Origin of the sequence: Glaciimonas immobilis, assembly GCF_011947285.1 — a bacterium.
Classification (GTDB): Bacteria; Pseudomonadota; Gammaproteobacteria; order Burkholderiales; family Burkholderiaceae_D; genus Glaciimonas; species Glaciimonas immobilis.
Genome location: NZ_JAAOZT010000012.1, coordinates 183,656 through 202,252 on the forward strand (window position 1 = coordinate 183,656; position 18,597 = coordinate 202,252).

Consider the following 18,597-nt stretch of genomic DNA (forward strand, 5'->3'; position numbering starts at 1 on the left):
AAATCATGACGATTGCATCGCGCTTAAAGAAAAAGATTTCCGGTCGCGCCGGACTTCGCGCCGCTATCTCGCTGGTCGTGTTTTTGATCTTGTGGGAGGCTGGCGCACGATCCAAACAATGGCTGGGCTTCTCGTTACCCTGGATAGGGATGATTCCGGCCCCGACAGCGGTACTCAGAGTATGGGGCGGCCTGCTCAATGATAGAGGTTACTGGCAGAGCTGGTACCTCAGTTTGTTTCGGGTGCTGGCGGGTTTCATTGCAGCGATGGTGGTGGGAATTCCGCTTGGGCTATTAATGGCCGTCAGCAAAAACTTTAATAGCATTAGCTTTCCTACCTTTGAAATCCTGCGTCCTATTCCACCGTTGGCATGGGTTCCGGTCGCGATCATCTTTTGGCCGACGCAGGAACTGTCAATTGCCTTTGTTACCTTTCTGGGTGCGTTTTTTACGGTCGTCATTAACGTCGTCGGTGGTGCCCGCGCCATCGACGTCCGTTACTTTCAGTCGGCGCAAGCGATGGGATCGTCGCAGTGGGATATTTTTCGTCGCATCGTCCTGCCAGCCACACTGCCATCGATTGTGGTTGGATCATCGGTCGGTATGGGCATTACCTGGAACGTCGTGGTAGCGGCTGAAATGATTTCAGGCGGTGGCAGCCAGACTGGTGGATCAGGTGGCGGACTGGGATTTTTTATCTGGAATTCTTATGTAGGCGGCTCGTACGAACAAATAGTGGTTGGCATGTTGAGTATCGGTATCGCTGGATACGCTTGTAGCGAGTTGTTACGCTCGCTTGGCGGCTATCTGACGCCATGGTTGAAAAAACGTTAAAGGAAAACAAATGATTAACGATGTCAATCCCGCTATTTCGGCTGTTAGCTTTCCGAAAGAACTTCGCAGCTCGGGTGAAATTTGCGTCAACAATGTCAGCAAGTCCTATGGTGCCGGGCAATTCACCAAAGAGGTAGTGCAGGACTGCTCCTTCACCATTGAGCGTAACAAATTAACGGTGATGATCGGCCCCTCTGGCTGTGGAAAAAGTACCCTTATCCGGCTGTTAGCAGGTTTTGAGGCGCCCACCACCGGTAGCATGACACTCAACGACAAACCGATCACTAAACCAGGGCGTGACCGGCTGGTCGTATTTCAGGAGTCAGCACTGTTCCCCTGGATGACGACCTATGACAACATCATGTTCGGACCGCGGGCACGTGGGGAGGACACCCAGCAAGCCCGCGATCTGGCCGAATTTTTACTGCACAAGGTTGGCCTGACCGCGTTCAGAAAAAAATATCCTCCGCAGCTTTCCGGTGGAATGCAACGCCGCGCCGAGCTGGCACGGGCGATGATTAATAATCCTGAAGTGATGATTCTGGATGAGCCATTTCGCGGTCTCGATGCCATGTCAAAGGAGCTGATGTGGGAGTATTACGCCGGTCTGTTCGACGAGTCCCGGCGCACCAGTTTCTTTGTCACCACCGATATCGATGAGGCGATCTTCCTGGCCGACCGGCTACTGATCATGACCAATATTCCCGCCCGGGTCCGCGCCACCCTTGAGATCGATGTCCCTCGCCCGCGTCGTTTAGTCGATATGGTGAATTGCGAGCGCGCCAATGAAGTCAAGATGGAAGCGCTGGCACTTTTACATGAAGAAGCGATGAAATCCTTTTCCGGCGGCAGTAAGGCGGCGGCCGATTTCGTTGAGGCTTATGCCAAACGTGCGCATAAGGCGGAAGTCGCGCAGTAGTTATTCCAAAGCTTACGCAGAAACGCTTTCTAAGAAATGTTAGACCACTTCAGGAGACTTACACAATGGCAACCGAAATTATTGACATGCGCAGCCGTCCGTCTTTCTTGCATGATTTTTACGGCGCAACGCCCGGCACCAAAGAATACGATGTCGTGAAATGGCTAAACCGACGCGTCGGTGCCAAGGACGACGAACACTTTACCCGCTCGAAAACGATCAAGGGCTTCGTCGATGACGTGCGCGGCAGTGGTATTCAGACGGCGGTTGTCGTGGGACGTGATATTCCCGGGATTCAACATAGCAACGATGAGATTTACAAGATCACTAATAAATACAAAGAATTGGTTGGCATCGGCTCGGTCGATCCTTACGCGCTGGGTAGCCAGGGCGCCGTCAAAGAAGTTGAGCGGGCAATCAAGGAGCTTGGCCTCAAGGGGATCAATCTGGAGCCAGGATTTGGTGCGGTGCCGACCCATGCGGACGACCCGATCTTCTTCCCGGTCTACGAAATATGCGCCCAGCTTAATGTGCCCGTATGCCTGATGTCGGGGCCCACCACACCTAATTTCGATCACAATGATCCAGCCGCAATAGGCCGCCTGGCGCGCACTTTTCCGAATTTATCCATCATCTGTTATCACGGATTTTATCCGCGCGTGAATGAAATAATCGGCGTCGCTTTCCGCTACGAGAACGTCTTTATTGTGCCTGACATGTACATTTTTTTGCCTGGCAGTCACTTGTATGTAGAAGCTGCCAATGGCTTCATGAAAGATCAGCTTATGTTTGGCAGTTCTTACCCGTTCCGACCGATGGGACAGTCAGTTGAGGATTACCAAAAGCTTGGCTTCCGGGGCGACGTGCTGGATGCGGTACTTTCAGGCAATGCCAGGCGCGTCTTGAAACTCACTTAATCTGCCGCCAGGCACCGGCATTTAAAGCACGGTGCCTGCGTTGACGCCGGTATCTTTAACGAAGAAACCTACAGTTATGCTGAGCGTCCTTCTAAAGTATAGATTTCTGTTCCGCCGTCGCTTTGGCGCATCGGACGAGCATGCAATGCTTTTGTGGGCCGCGTTGATCGGTCTGCTCGGCGCGTGCGCCACAATCGCGTTTCGCGACAGCATCCTTGGCCTGCAGGAATTGCTCACGGGAAGGACCGGTTCTTTGGTTGAGATCGCCAAGAGCCTGCCATGGTATGCGCGCATGTTGCTTCCCGCAGGGGGAGGCGTGGTAGCCGGTATTTTTCTAGTGCTGGCCAAGCGGGTTACGGTCGGCGCGTCTTCGGATTATATGGAGGCAATCTCCATTGGCGACGGCAACATTCCCGTGAAGCAAAGTTTGTTGCGCAGTATTTCTTCATTGAGTTCCATTGCCACCGGAGGATCGATTGGTCGCGAAGGGTCGATGGTCCATCTGGCTGCGATGGCAGCATCCATCGTAGGGCGCATCGTTCACTTTAATCCCCAGCGCCTTCGGCTTTTAGTCGCTTGCGGTGCTGCTGCAGGACTCACTTCTGCCTATAACGCGCCGATTGCAGGTGCGTTTTTCATCTCTGAAATCGTGCTGGGCTCAATCGCCATGCGCAGTTTCGGTCCGATTTTGGTCGCCTCGGTCGTGGCCAATATCACTATGCGTGAGTTACCCGATTACAAACCAACCTATGAAATGCCCACTTTTCCAGCCATTTTCGGTGCAGAAGTCATATTTTTTGTTGCACTGGGTGTGCTGTGCGGCGTCGCCGCCCCACAGTTCCTGCGCCTGCTGCAGTTTAGCAAGCGTACATTTCAGCGTACCAGTTGGCCTATGCCACTGCGGCTAGGAATCGGTGGCTTGATGGTCGGCATCATATCGATCTGGGTTCCTCAGGTATGGGGTAATGGTTACAGCGTGGTTAATTCGTTGTTGCATGCACCCTTGCAGGCACCATGGTCCTGGACGGCAGTGCTGGTCATACTCGTGTTCAAGATCATCGCCACCGCCCTGACCACTGGTTCTGGCGCTGTGGGCGGCGTGTTCACTCCCGCTCTTTTCGTGGGTGCTGCTCTCGGTTATCTGGCGGGGCTAGGCGTGGACCAGTTATTACCGGGTAGCACGTCGGAGCCCTTTGCCTACGCCATCGTGGGAATGGGCGCATTTCTCGCTGCCGCTACCGGGGCGCCGCTAATGGCAATTTTGATGATCTTCGAGATGACCTTGAGTTACCAGGTCGTACTACCGTTGATGCTGTCTTGCGTAGTGGCGTACTTCGTTGCACATGCCATCGACGATACCGCAATGTATGAGATCACCATGAAACGCAACCGCGATGCAAAAGTACGCCAGCTGCTACGTAACACTCACATGCGCGATTTGATCAAGCCCGCAAATACTGTGCTGCCTGTCACAGCAAGCTTCGAGGAAATTTCGCGCATGTTCCTGCAATATCCGGTGAAATATATTTATATCGTCGATGACCAAAACCACTATCAGGGCGTGGTCGCGTTGCAAGATGTAACCTCTGCACTGCTCGATAAAGATGACACATCGATGATGTCCGCAATGGACTTTCTACAACATGATTGCTTACACCTGATTACCCCAGAAATGACGCTTGGTCAGGCGCTGGAACATTTTATGGCACACCAGGGCGAGCGGCTCCCGACAGTTGAAAGTGGCATGCGTTCGCAGCTGCTTGGCGTGGTGTACAAATCATCCTTGCTAGATGCGTATTTTAAATTGAATCGATCCGACGATTGAGGGCGCAATTGCAGCACCGTCATACGTGGTGGATCTCCAGATACGTGCAGTCGGTGTAAATCAGACATTGTGACAGGCCCCGTTCTTACCCTCAGCATTAACTGAATCACAGGTTGAACGCTTGTTTACAACCACCAAGCCAACCCCGCCCAATATCACGACCGAGGCCAATAGCAGGCGCATGGTAATCGGCTCATGCAGGAACAACACACCCGCAAGTGCCGCGATGACTGGTACGCTCAATTGCACCGATGCAGCGCGCGTTGCCGTCAATCCACGTAAGGCAGCGTACCAGACTGTATAACCGATGCCCGACGCAATCGCCCCGGATAGCACCGCATATAGTATTCCCCATTCATCCAATTTTTGTTGCGCCAGCAGAACTGCGCTCAGCATTATAGACAATAGTGCAGCGCGCAAGAAATTACCTGCCGTCGCGTTAGACGCGTTGGCTACACCGCGCCCACGCAATGAATAGATACCCCATGCGAACCCGGCGGACAGCATCAGCAACGCACCTGGTAGCGGAGGTGCCGACAACCCGGGCAACATGAAAACAATCAGTCCGACCAAGGCTAGCAAAAACCCGGTTATCTGGCGCGCACTGAGTCGCTCACCAGACCACAATCCCCCCAATATCATGGTTGCCTGGACCGCACCAAAAAGCAACAAGGCGCCAGTTCCTGTAGGCAAACTCACATAGGCAAACGAAAAACCTGCGGCGTAGACAAACAACGCACATGCCGACGACCAGCTGCCGCCAATGGCGCGATGAGCAGTATGTCTTTCGGCAGTTCCGCTGGCGGAGCGACGACGATAAAGGACCAGCAAGGTCAGGATGAGTGCACCAGACACCAGACGTATTGCAGTGAAGCTGGTGGCGTCAATTGAGGTCTGCTTTAAAGCAAGGCGGCATAACACTGAATTACCGGCAAAAGATAGCATGGCAAACAGGGTGAGAAGAGTCAAGCGTGTGGAGGACATAGAAAATTCTGATAAAAAGCATGAGCAGCGTGTGACCATCGCTGAGGAATTTTGTATCAAAAGTCAGCGATGGAGATAAATTTGTGTGTAAATACGTATTATCGTTAAAACCAAGACATCGTGCGTGCTCTCAATACCCAATAGATAGCGTCACAAAACCATCTCATCGAAACACAAGCGCGTAGTGATCATGGACATTAAGGCAAATGGCTGCTCAACAGCACAATTGCATGAATCTGCTTCCTCGACGAGATGCAAAAACAAAGGTAAATTACAACCCTTGTATTCCACAATCACGAAGCAAGATCGCAAGGTTGGTCGCAAGGATGCACGCGCCCGCTCAAGCTCTCCAGATTTCATCGGAAGTATCGAGAAGCTGCGACTCACGAGATTAGAGTGCACGGGCATGGCGTTTGCTCCCTTCACCGCACCAATAGCGGAAGGCTGCAAAATGACGAACTATCAGATTTGGCTCTCTGCTGTGAGCTGCTAGGTATACTTAAAATACCGCATTCGATCTGTCTAGCGCGCATCATCGAACAACCAGGCGATTTGCTGATCGATATCGATGGGCACACTCGACAATACCTCCACTGACTCATCTTCGAGCAGCCCTGTATCAATGCGACCTGCCCCTAATCCAAGCAGCACCCTGTCACGTTCGATCAGCAGATGCTCGATCTGTGGCCAGAATAACGCCAAAAGGGCCGCCAACCAGTTACTCACCCGTCTGTAATGCGCAACCTGAACTGTGAAACCGGGAATCAATCGTAGCGTGGTCGCGGCACTAAGTAGATGATCGCCGGTAACCCAGCGATTAACGCTAAACAGGGCGTTGGGTAACCCTTTGGCACTCAGAGAAACGCAAAGAAGGCTGATCGTTCTGGCTTCAGCCAGTGGTTCTGCATTCAGATCGCTCAGAAAGGCCTCTTCCGTACCCAGCCCGATGGTGTGTCCATGGACATCAAGGCGTGCGAACACGTGAAAGTGACCATGCTCTATCGCTGGATCGCGGTCATCGGGCGAATGGGAGTGGTAGAAAAATTGATAGCCGCTGGTATGATCAACGACATCGTCTTCCGGGTAATGCGCCCACTGACGTGGTGTACTGTCATCGAGAATTTCTGCGAGCAGATGTGACCTATTTGAAGATAAATCCACATAAGAAGCCAGCAAGGCTTCCGCTGCGGCTCGCATCCGATCCCGTTGCGGTCGCGTCAGGAGATTCATCGCCAGCGAAAATTCGTCGTTATTCATGTTGGCAGCCTTATCATTGAGGTAACGCCGGTTGCGTGATCCCTCCGGCGCCGTTGTGCGCTGGCGTTATTTTTTAGCGCCGCACTTGGCACCACACTTAGCTCCGCACTTAGCACCACATTTGGCTCCGCACTTTTTCATTTTGGTGCTCTTCTTAACCATTTTTGCTGGCGCGCACTTGGTGCCACACTTTGCACCACCTGACATATCGTTAGCCGCTGCCGCCGGCAGGGCAAAGGTTGCGGCGGTGAGAGCTGCAACAGACAACTTTAATAGTGTTGGGTTCATTTGTGACTCCTTAAGGTAGTTTGAATAATAAAAGAATTTTTAATTGCGGCAAGTTAGTCATTGTCCATTTAACAGGTTTCTGATCTGTAAGGCCTTGTTGCTTTGTCGGACGAGGTCGTCGGTTTCTTACATATTGTCGAAATATTATTTTCAAATAGTTTACTTAATAAAACCTATTTCATGACGATTTTTGAGATTCGTTCATGTTACAGCGTTCTCTAAATAGCGTGCATGGGTATATATCGAAAACTTTCCCGGCACCTTCAAAACATTGAAAAGCCGGTCTTTCCTCGCGCCTGACTGCGATTTGGCGCTTAACGATTCTTGTCCATCCTGCCAGCATCTGCGCTGCAGACCGCAACCACACTCTTCCCAACGTTAAGCGCCCGTCATTTCCAGCCATGACTTGGGAAGCCACTTCAAATCAGAGGGTTCATCGATATCGTGCAGCATTGGGTGGTTTTGTAATGTCCAGCCGAGTTGACCAATACGATACCGCGTCTCAAAGGCAACGGTGTTGGTGCTCCACGCGATACCCTCAAACAGGGAGCAGTGGAAAAGGTTCAGACCAAGTAGCGCATAGCCGCCGTCAAACGTGGGAAACAGCGTGGTATCAGTGCGCTGTAAATCACGGGCGGCTTGTTGCAAGCAGGCAGTCCCCAATTCCGGACAGTCAGTCCCGATAAGCAACACTGATTCGCCATTTTCCAGCACACGCTGTGCCGCAACTGCCAGTCGTTTCCCCAGGTCGCCCTCCGCCTGATCCGACCATTGCACCGCCTCCGGGACGCCGAGTGTCTGCCATATGGGCGCTGCCGAAGATGGTGTCACGCACAGTTCAACCGGCCCCACTCCGGCAGCAACGGCTTCATGCAGTGTGCGCAACAGCATGCACCGCGCCAGATCGGCCGCCCCCTGTGCACCAAGCGCCGGAATCAGACGAGTCTTGGCGACACCTGGCTGCGGCGCCTTGGCGAAAATCACGATACGGACCGGTTTCATTGATACTCCTCTGCCAGCTGCTGAGCGGGCACCCCTCGCCAATAATCCCAGCGCAACCGCCACATCAACAGGATCGTGCGCCACACGCCGCGTGTCTCCCAGCGCCGGCCAGAGGTGGTCACGCAGCGGGCTATGCAGGCCGGACGTGAGACCCTGCGCAAGCGCCTGGACAGTTCGACGTCTTCCATCAATGGTTGATCCGGGAAACCATCCACCGCATCAAAAGCCGCACGGGTAGCAAACATGGCCTGATCACCGGTGGCAATACCGCTTAAACGCGAGCGCAGATTCATCAAGCACCCGACCACGCGCAACATGACAGGACGCCCTGCAATGCAGACATCGAAACGTCCCCAACGGTATGCGCCGCTTGAGAGCGCCTGTGCTACCAACACACCGGCTCCCTCCGGTAATTGCGTATCGGCATGCAGAAATAAGAGTACCGTGCCGGTGGCGCATGCCGCACCGGCATTCATTTGGCGCGCACGGCCACGGGGTGCGCGCACCACCGTAAAGCCAGCGCATTCTACGATCCCGTCAGAGCCATCATCACTGCCACCGTCTGCAATAATAACCTCGCAACCGTGTCGCACCAAGGGCAAGAGTCGCTCAAGGAGCAATGGCAGCACAGCGGCTTCATTAAGTACCGGTACGATAATGGAGAGTTTCATGGCTTGCGGCTTTGTCGGGGTTCTGTGATTGCATTCAGATGCCAGTTGTAGTCAAGGAAGTCAATGGCAATCTCGCCTGCCGAAAGACGATTGGCGACTTCCAGATCAAGGCCCAGGGGTTGACGGTAGATCGTCAGGAACTGTCCAACGCTGTTGGCACCGCGCCAGCCCTTTTCGAAATCTTCCCGATACCACTTGAAGATACTTGACACCTTGAGTGTATTTTTATCAAACCGGTTACGCGTGCGGTCCGAGAGAAATTGCTGCGTCGCATCCTCTAACTGGGCATTCAATCGCTCTGCCGTATACGCCTCTGGCCGCAGGGCGGGACAACCAATACTGGCGCAATTGAGAGCAAAATGGATGCGCGGATCATTGTAACGACCGGAACCGCGTATCAGTCCATGCTCGACATCATCGAGCGAGCGCGTGTCGCCCAGCAAGGGAATGAAGCTTTTTTTCCATGGCGATTGCAAGAAAGAACCCAGGTCCTTGATCGACGCGACGTCCGGGTAGCGCGTCAGCACCAATGCAACGGTCCAGGCATTGTAAGCATTGATCAGAAAGGCCAGTTGTGCAGATTTACTCCACTTGTCAAACTCAGGCCGGGCGATAGCGGAGGTGCTGGCCAGATAGTGCTCCAGCGCTCCGCGATCCGCCTTGAACCCTGCGTAGTCGACCTGCGTGGCCTGCCCTTCGCGAACGTAAATGACATGCTTTTTGAGCAGACTATCCCAGCTGGAATGATCGAAACCGACGACCTGCAGAGGAGCCGCGAAAGCTGCACTTAGCGGCACGAGAAGTACCAGAAGCGTCCTCAAGATGAACCGGATCATATTGCGCCACCGCGCTTCCATGTGTGATAACGCGATACCCACGCCAATACGCGCTGCGGGGCATGCGCCCGTTTCCATGCGCCTGCAGCGTATTTGTTGCCCTCCGCCATGGTCGGGTAGATGTGGATTGTGCCGAGAATTTTGTTGAGGCCCAGACCATGTCTCATCGCCAATACGAATTCGGCCAGAAGATCACCTGCGTGTTCCCCAACGATGGTTACGCCTAGAATGCGATCCTTACCCGGCACGGTCAGCACCTTGACAAAGCCATGCGCAACGCCATCGGCGATAGCACGATCCAGGTCGTCGAGTCCATATTTGGTAAGTTCATAGGCGATGCCTTTTTCTTTGGCTTCCTGTTCGTTGAGTCCCACGCGAGCAACCTCCGGGTCAATGAAGGTGGCCCAGGGAATCACCGAATAGTCGACCTTGAATTTTTTGAAATCGCCAAACAATGCGTTGACCGCCGCATACCAAGCCTGATGCGCAGCGATATGTGTCAATTGATAGGGACCGGCGACGTCTCCGGCAGCGAAGATGTTCGGGTACAGGGTTTCCAGATAATCATTGGTGACCACTGTGCGCCGGGTTTCAACACCCAACTCTTCCAGACCGTAGCCGGTCAGCCGAGCCACCCGTCCCACCGCACAGAGCAACGCATCAAACTCGATGCGCTGCTCTGTGCTACCGTGTTCTACGACGATGAACTTGCGCTCGTGTCCGTCTACCAGTTCACGCTCGCAGCGCAGTGCCTTATGACCGGTGAGCACGGCCACGCCATCGCGGGTGAGCGAATCGTGCGCCAGTTCGGAGACTTCTTCGTCTTCACGGATCATGATGCGGGGAGCCATTTCAATCTGCGTTACTGCGGACCCCAGACGTGCAAAACTTTGTGCCAGTTCGCAACCAATCGGACCGCCACCTAACACCACCAGGCGGCGCGGCGGCGCGTCTAGTTTGGAGAACGCGTCCCACAGCGTGTCACTGGTGACAAAGCCTACTTCATCCAAGCCGGGAATCGGCGGCACGAACGGCTGGGCGCCGGTGGCGATGACGATGCTGCGGGTGGTCAAACGCTGGATATCACCGCTATTGAGCGTCACCTCCACCGTCCACGGATCCACGATACGGGCGTATCCCTGCAGCACTTCCACGCCTAATTCGTTGTAGCGTTCCACGCTGTCATGGGGCGCCACCGCCCGGATCACGGTCTGTATCCGCGCCATTACCGTACGGAAGCTAAAATTTGGTTCGCACGAGGTCAAACCGTAGTGCTCGCCATGACGCATCTGATGGGCGATACGGGCCGACTTAATCAACGCCTTGCTTGGCACGCAGCCGTAGTTCAGGCAATCGCCTCCCATCTTGTGGGCTTCGATCAGCGTCACTTTTGCTTTTACTGCGGCACCGATGTAGGCCGTGACCAAACCTGCTGCACCGGCACCGATCACCACCAGATTACGGTCAAATTTCTTAGGACGCTGCCACTTCGCATATACCCGGCGACCTTGCAGCCACGTGGTGACTTTTTTGGCGATCATCGGAAATATTCCCAACAGTACAAAAGACAACAATAGCCCGGGAGACAGGATGCCGGACAAACTCTGCAATTGCGCCAGCTGTGTGCCGGCATTCACGAACACCAGCGTGCCGGCGAGCATTCCTAGCTGACTGACCCAATAAAACGTGCGGGTACGCATCGGCGTCAGGCCCATCAACAGGTTGATCAGAAAGAAAGGAAATACCGGTACCAGGCGCAACGTAAACAGGTAAAGTGCGCCGTCTTTGGCCACCCCATCGTTAATCGCTTTGAGCTTGCCGCCGAAACGTTGCTGCACGGTGTCCCGCAGCACAAAGCGCGAAGCGAGGAACGCTGATGTCGCGCCGATACTGGAGGCGAACGATACCAGCAACGTTCCAACAACCAGACCAAACAAGGCACCCATGGCCAGGGTCATGACCAACGCTCCCGGCAAAGACAGTGCGGTGACGAGCACATACAATACAAAGCCGACTGCAGCCACTAGCCAGGGAGACTGCGCTTTAAGCGCAACGAATCCGTCGTGACTTTGTTTGAGCGATTCCAGTGTCAGGAAACGGTTGAGGTTAAACGCAAAGAAGCTGATGACCAATGCAATAATCAGTAAAACGACCAATGATCGCTTCATGTTTTACAACTTTCATCTTTCAGTGCACCGCCGCAACTGCTGCCCTGACCTGCGGTACAACCGTAGCAGTGGTCGGCTACCCGAATCGCCCGGCCTGCAGGATCATCTGTCAGTAGATTGCGCAAATGCGGTCGCCCGTCTCGCAATTGGGCCAATGCGGTGGCCGAAGGCAATGCCAGCCCGAGTTGTTGATTGAAGTCACAATCATAAAGAAAGCCTTGCCAATCGACACTGACCAGGTTGCGGCACATCACACTGGCAAGATTGGCAGCGGCGAAGTTATCCTTCAGCAACTGCATGTAATCATGAAACTGTCCCTTGGAGATGAGTGTTGAACCAAAGCGCTGTATCGGCATATTGGCCAGCGCAAACAGTTCGTTGAACACAATGCCAAAGTGACTGAATAATTCGCGCTTGTAGTCGGCCTGCAACGTGACCTGATCAGGCGGCAAAGATGTTCCCTGCGGATTGAAGACCAGATTGAGCGTCAACCCGGACCCTTCTTGTCCATAACCAAGCGCATTGAGCTTTTGTAGTGCCGCGATACTCTTGTCGAACACGCCCTCGCCGCGCTGTTTGTCCACGTTCGCGAGGGAATAACAGGGCAACGATGCGACGACCTCAACACGGTGCCCGGCTAAAAACTCAGCCAGATCCTCCTGCTGTGGCTCGAACAAGATGGTGAGGTTGCAGCGGTCGATCACCTTTACGCCCAAGGCGCTTGCTTCGCGCACCAGTTGCCTGAATCCTTCGTGCAGTTCGGGTGCGCCACCGGTGAGATCAAGGGTGGTGATACGCCGTGCTGCGAGCACCGACGGGATCATGTCGAGCGTTTCAGCATCCATCATTTCTGTGCGGTTGGGCCCTGCGTTGACGTGGCAATGCACACAGGACTGATTACAGCGATAGCCGAGATTGACCTGCAGCGTGGTCAGTTGGTGGCGAATCAGGTGCGGAAAATCGGTGGTCTGAAGCAATGGCAGTGTGGCGTGCATGATGGTCCTCAATAGTTACCAGTTCGGCTACACAATACAAAGATTGGGCGCGGGGTCTTGTCACTATAGTCGGAATGGACGATTGAATTCTTACACACCCTATTAATCCTTTCGGTCAGATTGGAATTCAACGACGACCCTTCAGGGCTGACCGTAAGAATCGGGCAGGGTTAAACGACCAAAACGGCCCGCCTCGAAATGCTGCACGCAATTCGCAAATTCCTGGTTCATTTGGCTGCATTCGTTTGGGAGACCAGTTGGCCGCCTGCAATCGTCGAAAAACGCGCCTGCTTACGTTCGCCGGGGCGATACAGATTGACCAGCCGCGCATCCGTCACCTCGGCAACCGGACAATCAAATACGATAACGCCGTGCTGGATACCAATCGCTCTATCGGCCAGAACCGGCAGCAATGACGGATTGTGCACCACAGTAATCAAGGTAGCGCCAGTTGCTGCCCTTACTAATAACTGGCAGACATCCGCTGCGGCTGCTGGATCAAGCGCCGCAGTCGGTTCATCGGCCAGGATCAATCGTGGTCCCTGCATCAACAAACGCGCAATCGCAACTTTTTGACGCTCACCACCAGACAAGCGATCCGCTTTGGTGTCGGCACGAGAAACCATGCCGACCGCCTTCAAGGCAGCTTTGGCCTCTTCGACCTCCTCGGGTGGATACCAGCGAACCCAGCTACGCCATCCACTGACCCGTCCCAGGCATCCAATCAATACGTTTTCAATGGCGGTCAAGCGCGGCACCAGATGCAGCCCCTGCATGATCTGTCCGACATCGCGGCGCAATGCACGTTGTGCCTTTGGCGCAAGGGGATCACCAAGCGATCGATTGAGTACCTGCACAACACCATGGTGTGGACACACGAGACCGCCGATAAGTCGCAGCAAGGTCGATTTCCCCGCGCCATTTGCCCCCAGCACAGCGATGCGTTCGCCTTCCATAATGTTGAGATTGTCAATCTCCAGTATGGCACGGTCACCCGCTACGCAAACCACCTCCCTCAACGCAATAATCGTTTTTTTATTCATATTAATAGCTGCCGAATGCGCCGACTCATTGCATCGAATGAAAACACGAGTGCGACAATCACAATGAGTACGGTGGATAAGCGGCCCCACTGGAATAGAGAAGCAGCTTCGGAGATGAGCATTCCCAGCCCTCCGGCACCGATGACGCCAAGGATGGTGGAATCGCGTATATTAAATTCCCAAATATACAAATGACTCGATACGAACTGGGGCAGTACCGAAGGCCAGACCGCGTTAAAAAACACCTGAAGCGGGGTAGCACCCACGTTGCGCACTCCCTCAATCGCGCCCATGTCCAGGCTTTCGATCGACTCGGCAAATAATTTTCCGTAGGTTCCCATCGAGTGCAAACCAATTGCCAATATCCCCGCGGTTGGCCCGAGGCCGACGATACCGACCAGCACCAGCCCGAAGACTAGCGTGTGTATTGAGCGCGTGATATCCAACAGCGCCTTGGCACCCCACGCAACAGGCTTGGGCATTGCCATATTTTGAGCTGTTAGCCAAGCTAGCGGCAACCCTAACAGCGCCCCCAGCAAGGACCCTAGCGTTGCGATCCGGATGGTGTCCCAAGTTGCCGACGCCAGCCCGGACAGATACCCTCGCTCTACGACCTGCCGATTTTCTACACGCAGCACAGTCCCGTCATCGCTCTTGTATTCAAGGCGCGTATCGCCAAACCAGGCATCAAGGAAACTTGGCCGCGCAAATTCGCTGGCTGTTTTAATAATATTGGCGAGCGGGTTGCGCCCCAGCGACAGTTCTCTTTCTTGCGTCAGCGTACCCAGACATACCGCTACCAGGCTTGCATACATCACGCACAATACAAAGAAACCTGCTCGTCCCCGAAAAGAGGCGATGAGCCGCCGGGCCATCATTTTACTTTCAATGTGCCCGTGGCAAGCCCGGCATCACGAATCGGCTTGTAAAACAAATTATCACGCGCTACGAAGCCGGTGTAGTGGGCCGGCAGCAGGTCCGGTTGCTTCTTCAACGCTTGTGTAACGCCCGTGAGGGCCGCCTTCAATCTTGTCACAAAGGCTTTGTCGGCGTATAACGCTGCGCTGACCGCGACAGCATCATTGGGCAACGGATCGGATTGCCAGATGATCTTCGACTGATCAGCCTTGATGAGACCTTGCTCGATCATCGCATTACGATTCCGGTTGTAGTCGGCTCCTGCGTCAAGCACGCCTTGGGTAACCTGCGTCTCAATGGCCTGATGTTTGGTATAAAGTACCTTGCTAAAGTACGTTTCAGGAATGATGCCCTGCGTCATGAAGTAGTGCAGTGGAATCAGGTAACCGGATGTCGACCCTTTGTCGCCAAACGCAAATGTCCTGCCCTTCAGATCCGACGGCTTGTTGATGCCAGAATTCGGATGCGTAACCATGATTCCGTAGTACTCGGGCTTACCATCATAGAGAATGGTGGCAACGACCTGCGCCCCGGCTTCCTGATTAGCCAATACATAACCCCACGGGCCGAGTAAACCGATGTCGGTCTCGCCATTGGCCAGTGACTTGGCAAGCCCCTCCCAGCTATCGACCGTTCGCAATTCGACCTTTCGGCCTAATTTTTCTGAGAGATAGTTCGCCAGGGGGCGATAGGTTGCGTCATTTTTATCCTTGTCGGGTTGAAATAGGCCGACACCAAGTCTAAGTGGCGCGTCTGCCGCCATGGCGCCCTGCACAAGCAGCACGGCGCAAAACAACACAATCAGTTTTAAGGCAGCTTTCATTAATTTTCCTCCACAATTGTGTATACGGTGATCTGTCGCGTAAGGGTGATAATTTATTACAGTTCCACATGAACTATCTGCTTGCCATGATGCAACCACCGTTTCGGCACAACCTCACATCGGCACCTTCCGGGCTATTTCTTAGCCAAAAATGCGCCCAAGCCGTTCTTTTAGGCAATGTAACTTTGCCTTGTACTGGCTGCAAAGAAGATACCGCACGCGTCGCCTGAACCGCCTTGACGGTAAACACATCGTAGTCTTCACTGCTCAAGTAGATTACCTTGTGGTCATGGCGATGGATTGACTTCTAAATATACCGTTTTATCGGAATCGGCGACCAGACCTGCCTTGGAAGCAATATCGTGGCTGATGTGTAAGAAGTGGCCACCTTCCGGCGACTATGTATGCGGTAAGCTTGCAAAGGTGTTAAATAGCGCCTGCGCGCATTGCTTATACATTTGGCGCTCCTCTGGAGCAATCCTCTTATCAATTGTAAAGGAATTAACATGACAACCCTCACCATGACGCAACGCACTACTGCAGCGACCCTAGCCCTGGCACTGGGTGCTGCCCTGATCGTTACCTCGGCACCCGCAAGCGCCGCCGGCGACAAGATGGCTGGCCAGGAAAAATGTTTCGGTGTCTCTCTAAAGGGGAAGAACGACTGCAAGGCCGGAGCTGGAACCACTTGCGCGGGAACTTCCAAAGTTGACTACCAGGGCAATTCCTTCAAACTGGTCCCGGCCGGCACTTGCGAAAAGACCGCATCCAAGACTTCCACGACTGGCTTTGGTCAGCTCAAAGAGTTTAGCGCAAATAAAACCTGATTGTTGACATCAGAATAACGGAGCGCCCACGATGACGATACCTCGCCCTTATGTGCCGCAGCGCTGCGGCGCCTCCGCTTGCTTTCAGGAGATCACCTTGCCCACACGCGCTGGCGTGGGACTTAAACCTGAGCATTTTCAGCAAATCGTCGAAAGCTGGCCCGACCTTGGATTTTTTGAAATTCATGCCGAAAATTACATGGTGGACGGCGGCCCCTTTCACCATTATTTAACCCGTATCCGAGAGCGATACGCACTGTCCATTCATGGCGTCGGCTTATCAATAGGGGGCGTCACGCCGCTTGATCTTGCTCACCTCGACAAACTCGGCGCATTGATCGACCGTTATGCGCCCCAATCATTTTCGGAGCATCTGGCCTGGGCAGGTCATGGCGAGGTGTTTTTAAACGACTTGCTGCCGGTGCCGTACGACGTGCAAACACTGCAACGCGTTTGCGACCACATAGACCAGGTTCAGGCACATCTGAAACGTCGCATGCTATTAGAAAACCCGGCGACCTATGTCGAGTTCACCGCATCCACCATGCCAGAAACCGCATTCATCAGCGAAGTTGTGCGTCGCACTGGCTGCGGTCTGCTTCTGGACGTCAACAACGTATATGTCTCCTGCATCAACCATCACCGCGATCCGTATGCCAACATTCTTGCTCTGCCACACGCCGCTGTGGGCGAGATCCACCTGGCGGGATTTGCGCGGGAACAGGATGCCAATGGCGACCCGCTTCTAATCGATAGTCACGGCTCGCCAATCGCGCAAGCGGTTTGGGATCTATACGCATACACGTTGGAGCACGTCGGCGCGGTCGCCACGCTGATCGAACGCGACGATGACATTCCGCCTTTAGATATCCTCGTCGCAGAGAGCCAGCAGGCTGAGTGCATGCTTCACGCTGCGCGTCTGAAAATACTAAGCGGGGAGATGGGACCATGAAAGGACAACAAGCGTTTTTCGAGGCCCTGCTTGATCCTGACCGCCCGCCTCCGTCAGGCCTCACAACCTGGAACGGCGCTGATCCCGCTGCGCGTTTTGCGGTGTATCGCAATAATGTGGTTTCCTCGCTTATCAATGCACTGGTTGACACGTTTCCGGTGACCCAGGAATTAGTGGGGGAATTATTTTTTGGTGCAATGGCGCGACTTTTTGTAAGCAAAGAGCCGCCTCGATCGCAGGTGCTGACTTTCTATGGCGAGGCGTTTCCCACCTTCATCCAAAACTTCGCGCCCGCTGCAGCTGTCCCCTATTTAGCCGACGTGGCCCGACTGGAAATGTTAGAGGTCCATGCCTATCACGCGCACGATGCAGATGCACTTCCGGCGTCCGCTCTGGTTTCAGCCTTGGAGGACGTCGATGAACTTCCAAATTTGCGAATTGGCTTCCATCCCTCGGTACGACTCTTACGCTCGCAGTACGCCGTGGTATCGCTTTGGGCAGCACATCAGGGTATCGCGGATATTGCAACTGTCGATCCCTACCTGCCCGACAATGCGCTGGTGATACGATCCCAACTCAATGTCGAAATAATTAACCTGACCGCTGGCGCCAGCAATTTTGTTGCCAATCTCTTGCTGGGGACCTGTCTGGGGAGTGCGGCTGAGAGGGCCAGCGCTGCGCATCCGGACTTTGACCTTACCAGTATCCTGGTACTGCTGGTCAGGGTGAACGCCATTTCATCCATTCAAACCTCAAAAAAGGCAGCTCCATGATGTCCCTTCAAGGCTTAACAAGCGTGAGAGCGGTCGGCCTATCAATATCGGTCAGGTCAATTCAGTGGATGATTGCGGCGTTCGGAAAGATTCCTGACTCCCTGATCGCGGCCGTCGGGCGATTTTCGATCGCTGCGGTGTTCTGGAAGTCGGGTCAGACCAAAATTGAGGGCTTGGCCATTGACCTGATCAACGGTGAGTTTCACCTTGGCTGGCCACACTTATCGGCATCGGCCCTGGCGTTGTTTCAGACCGAATATAAGCTGCCGCTGATTCCGCCGGAGGCCGCAGCGTTCATGGCAGCCTCCGCTGAACATATCTTCCCAATCTTGCTATTACTTGGCCTCGCGACCCGATTTTCTGCACTAGCTTTACTCGGCATGACCATGATTATAGAAATCTTTGTTTATCCTGATGCTTACCCGACGCATGGCGTCTGGGCAACCGTGTTGCTGGTGCTGATAGCCCGGGGTCCCGGCAAGCTTTCGCTGGATCACTGGCTGGCATGCCGGTTCCGTGCCTCTTTATAACTTTCATTGGACACGAAACGGATGGCATGGGATTTG

19 protein-coding genes are annotated in these 18,597 nt (G+C 54.0%); 8 read left to right on the plus strand and 11 right to left on the minus strand.

Features of this window, described 5'->3' with window-relative positions:
• Positions 1 to 5 precede the first annotated feature (5 nt).
• The 4 genes from HAV38_RS17945 (at position 6) to HAV38_RS17960 (ending at position 4,494) form a co-directional block, all read left to right on the plus strand.
• Complete coding sequence (locus tag HAV38_RS17945) at positions 6 to 833, plus strand: ABC transporter permease (RefSeq protein WP_168056749.1); 828 nt, start codon at positions 6 to 8, stop codon at positions 831 to 833.
• Positions 834 to 843: 10 nt separating this feature from the next.
• On the plus strand, positions 844 to 1,752 hold the full coding sequence (locus HAV38_RS17950; protein WP_168056750.1) for an ABC transporter ATP-binding protein: 909 nt from the start codon (positions 844 to 846) through the stop codon (positions 1,750 to 1,752).
• 65 nt (positions 1,753 to 1,817) lie between these two features.
• Positions 1,818 to 2,669 (plus strand): amidohydrolase family protein, encoded by an 852-nt coding sequence (locus tag HAV38_RS17955; RefSeq protein ID WP_168056751.1) that lies wholly within the window; start codon positions 1,818 to 1,820, stop codon positions 2,667 to 2,669.
• A gap of 76 nt (positions 2,670 to 2,745) precedes the next feature.
• A complete protein-coding gene (locus tag HAV38_RS17960) occupies positions 2,746 to 4,494 on the plus strand; it encodes a ClcB-like voltage-gated chloride channel protein (protein WP_168056752.1) in 1,749 nt (582 codons plus the stop codon).
• A gap of 60 nt (positions 4,495 to 4,554) precedes the next feature.
• Here the strand turns inward: HAV38_RS17960 and HAV38_RS17965 are convergent, their stop codons facing one another.
• The 11 genes from HAV38_RS17965 to HAV38_RS18015 form a co-directional block, all read right to left on the minus strand.
• Entirely contained in the window at positions 4,555 to 5,478 is a 924-nt protein-coding gene (locus tag HAV38_RS17965; RefSeq protein WP_168056753.1) for a DMT family transporter, read from the minus strand.
• 522 nt (positions 5,479 to 6,000) lie between these two features.
• Positions 6,001 to 6,735, minus strand: coding sequence for a DUF6969 family protein (locus tag HAV38_RS17970; protein ID WP_168056754.1), 735 nt, complete (start codon positions 6,733 to 6,735; stop codon positions 6,001 to 6,003).
• 66 nt (positions 6,736 to 6,801) lie between these two features.
• Entirely contained in the window at positions 6,802 to 7,023 is a 222-nt protein-coding gene (locus tag HAV38_RS17975; protein ID WP_168056755.1) for a hypothetical protein, read from the minus strand.
• Between the two features lie 378 nt (positions 7,024 to 7,401).
• The gene (locus tag HAV38_RS17980) at positions 7,402 to 8,025 is read right to left on the minus strand and encodes a TIGR04282 family arsenosugar biosynthesis glycosyltransferase (protein WP_168056756.1); all 624 of its coding nucleotides are present in this window, start codon (positions 8,023 to 8,025) and stop codon (positions 7,402 to 7,404) included.
• Positions 8,022 to 8,696, minus strand: a complete 675-nt coding sequence (locus HAV38_RS17985) for a TIGR04283 family arsenosugar biosynthesis glycosyltransferase (protein WP_168056757.1) — start codon at positions 8,694 to 8,696, stop codon at positions 8,022 to 8,024. The genes HAV38_RS17980 and HAV38_RS17985 overlap by 4 nt, the downstream gene beginning before the upstream one ends.
• Positions 8,693 to 9,532 (minus strand): DUF547 domain-containing protein, encoded by an 840-nt coding sequence (locus tag HAV38_RS17990; RefSeq protein ID WP_168056758.1) that lies wholly within the window; start codon positions 9,530 to 9,532, stop codon positions 8,693 to 8,695. Before HAV38_RS17990 ends, HAV38_RS17985 begins: the two co-directional genes overlap by 4 nt.
• A complete protein-coding gene (locus HAV38_RS17995; protein WP_168056759.1) occupies positions 9,529 to 11,700 on the minus strand; it encodes an FAD-dependent oxidoreductase in 2,172 nt (723 codons plus the stop codon). Before HAV38_RS17995 ends, HAV38_RS17990 begins: the two co-directional genes overlap by 4 nt.
• Positions 11,697 to 12,695 carry an arsenosugar biosynthesis radical SAM (seleno)protein ArsS gene (gene arsS / locus HAV38_RS18000; protein WP_168056760.1) on the minus strand — a complete coding sequence of 333 codons (999 nt, stop codon included), beginning with the start codon at positions 12,693 to 12,695 and terminating at the stop codon, positions 11,697 to 11,699. The genes HAV38_RS17995 and arsS overlap by 4 nt, the downstream gene beginning before the upstream one ends.
• Positions 12,696 to 12,922: 227 nt before the next feature.
• On the minus strand, positions 12,923 to 13,738 hold the full coding sequence (locus HAV38_RS18005) for a phosphonate ABC transporter ATP-binding protein (RefSeq protein WP_168056761.1): 816 nt from the start codon (positions 13,736 to 13,738) through the stop codon (positions 12,923 to 12,925).
• Complete coding sequence (phnE, locus tag HAV38_RS18010) at positions 13,735 to 14,616, minus strand: phosphonate ABC transporter, permease protein PhnE (protein WP_168056762.1); 882 nt, start codon at positions 14,614 to 14,616, stop codon at positions 13,735 to 13,737. The genes HAV38_RS18005 and phnE overlap by 4 nt, the downstream gene beginning before the upstream one ends.
• On the minus strand, positions 14,613 to 15,479 hold the full coding sequence (locus tag HAV38_RS18015) for a phosphate/phosphite/phosphonate ABC transporter substrate-binding protein (RefSeq protein WP_168056763.1): 867 nt from the start codon (positions 15,477 to 15,479) through the stop codon (positions 14,613 to 14,615). Before HAV38_RS18015 ends, phnE begins: the two co-directional genes overlap by 4 nt.
• Before the next feature lie 506 nt (positions 15,480 to 15,985).
• Between HAV38_RS18015 and HAV38_RS18020 the strand changes: the two genes are divergently transcribed.
• The 4 genes from HAV38_RS18020 (at position 15,986) to HAV38_RS18035 (ending at position 18,561) form a co-directional block, all read left to right on the plus strand.
• Positions 15,986 to 16,306, plus strand: a complete 321-nt coding sequence (locus HAV38_RS18020) for a BufA1 family periplasmic bufferin-type metallophore (protein WP_245182437.1) — start codon at positions 15,986 to 15,988, stop codon at positions 16,304 to 16,306.
• A gap of 31 nt (positions 16,307 to 16,337) precedes the next feature.
• On the plus strand, positions 16,338 to 17,258 hold the full coding sequence (bufB, locus tag HAV38_RS18025) for an MNIO family bufferin maturase (protein ID WP_168056764.1): 921 nt from the start codon (positions 16,338 to 16,340) through the stop codon (positions 17,256 to 17,258).
• Entirely contained in the window at positions 17,255 to 18,031 is a 777-nt protein-coding gene (locus HAV38_RS18030) for an HvfC/BufC N-terminal domain-containing protein (protein ID WP_168056765.1), read from the plus strand. Before bufB ends, HAV38_RS18030 begins: the two co-directional genes overlap by 4 nt.
• A gap of 68 nt (positions 18,032 to 18,099) precedes the next feature.
• The gene (locus HAV38_RS18035; RefSeq protein WP_209216813.1) at positions 18,100 to 18,561 is read left to right on the plus strand and encodes a DoxX family protein; all 462 of its coding nucleotides are present in this window, start codon (positions 18,100 to 18,102) and stop codon (positions 18,559 to 18,561) included.
• The last annotated feature ends 36 nt before the right edge of the window (positions 18,562 to 18,597 follow it).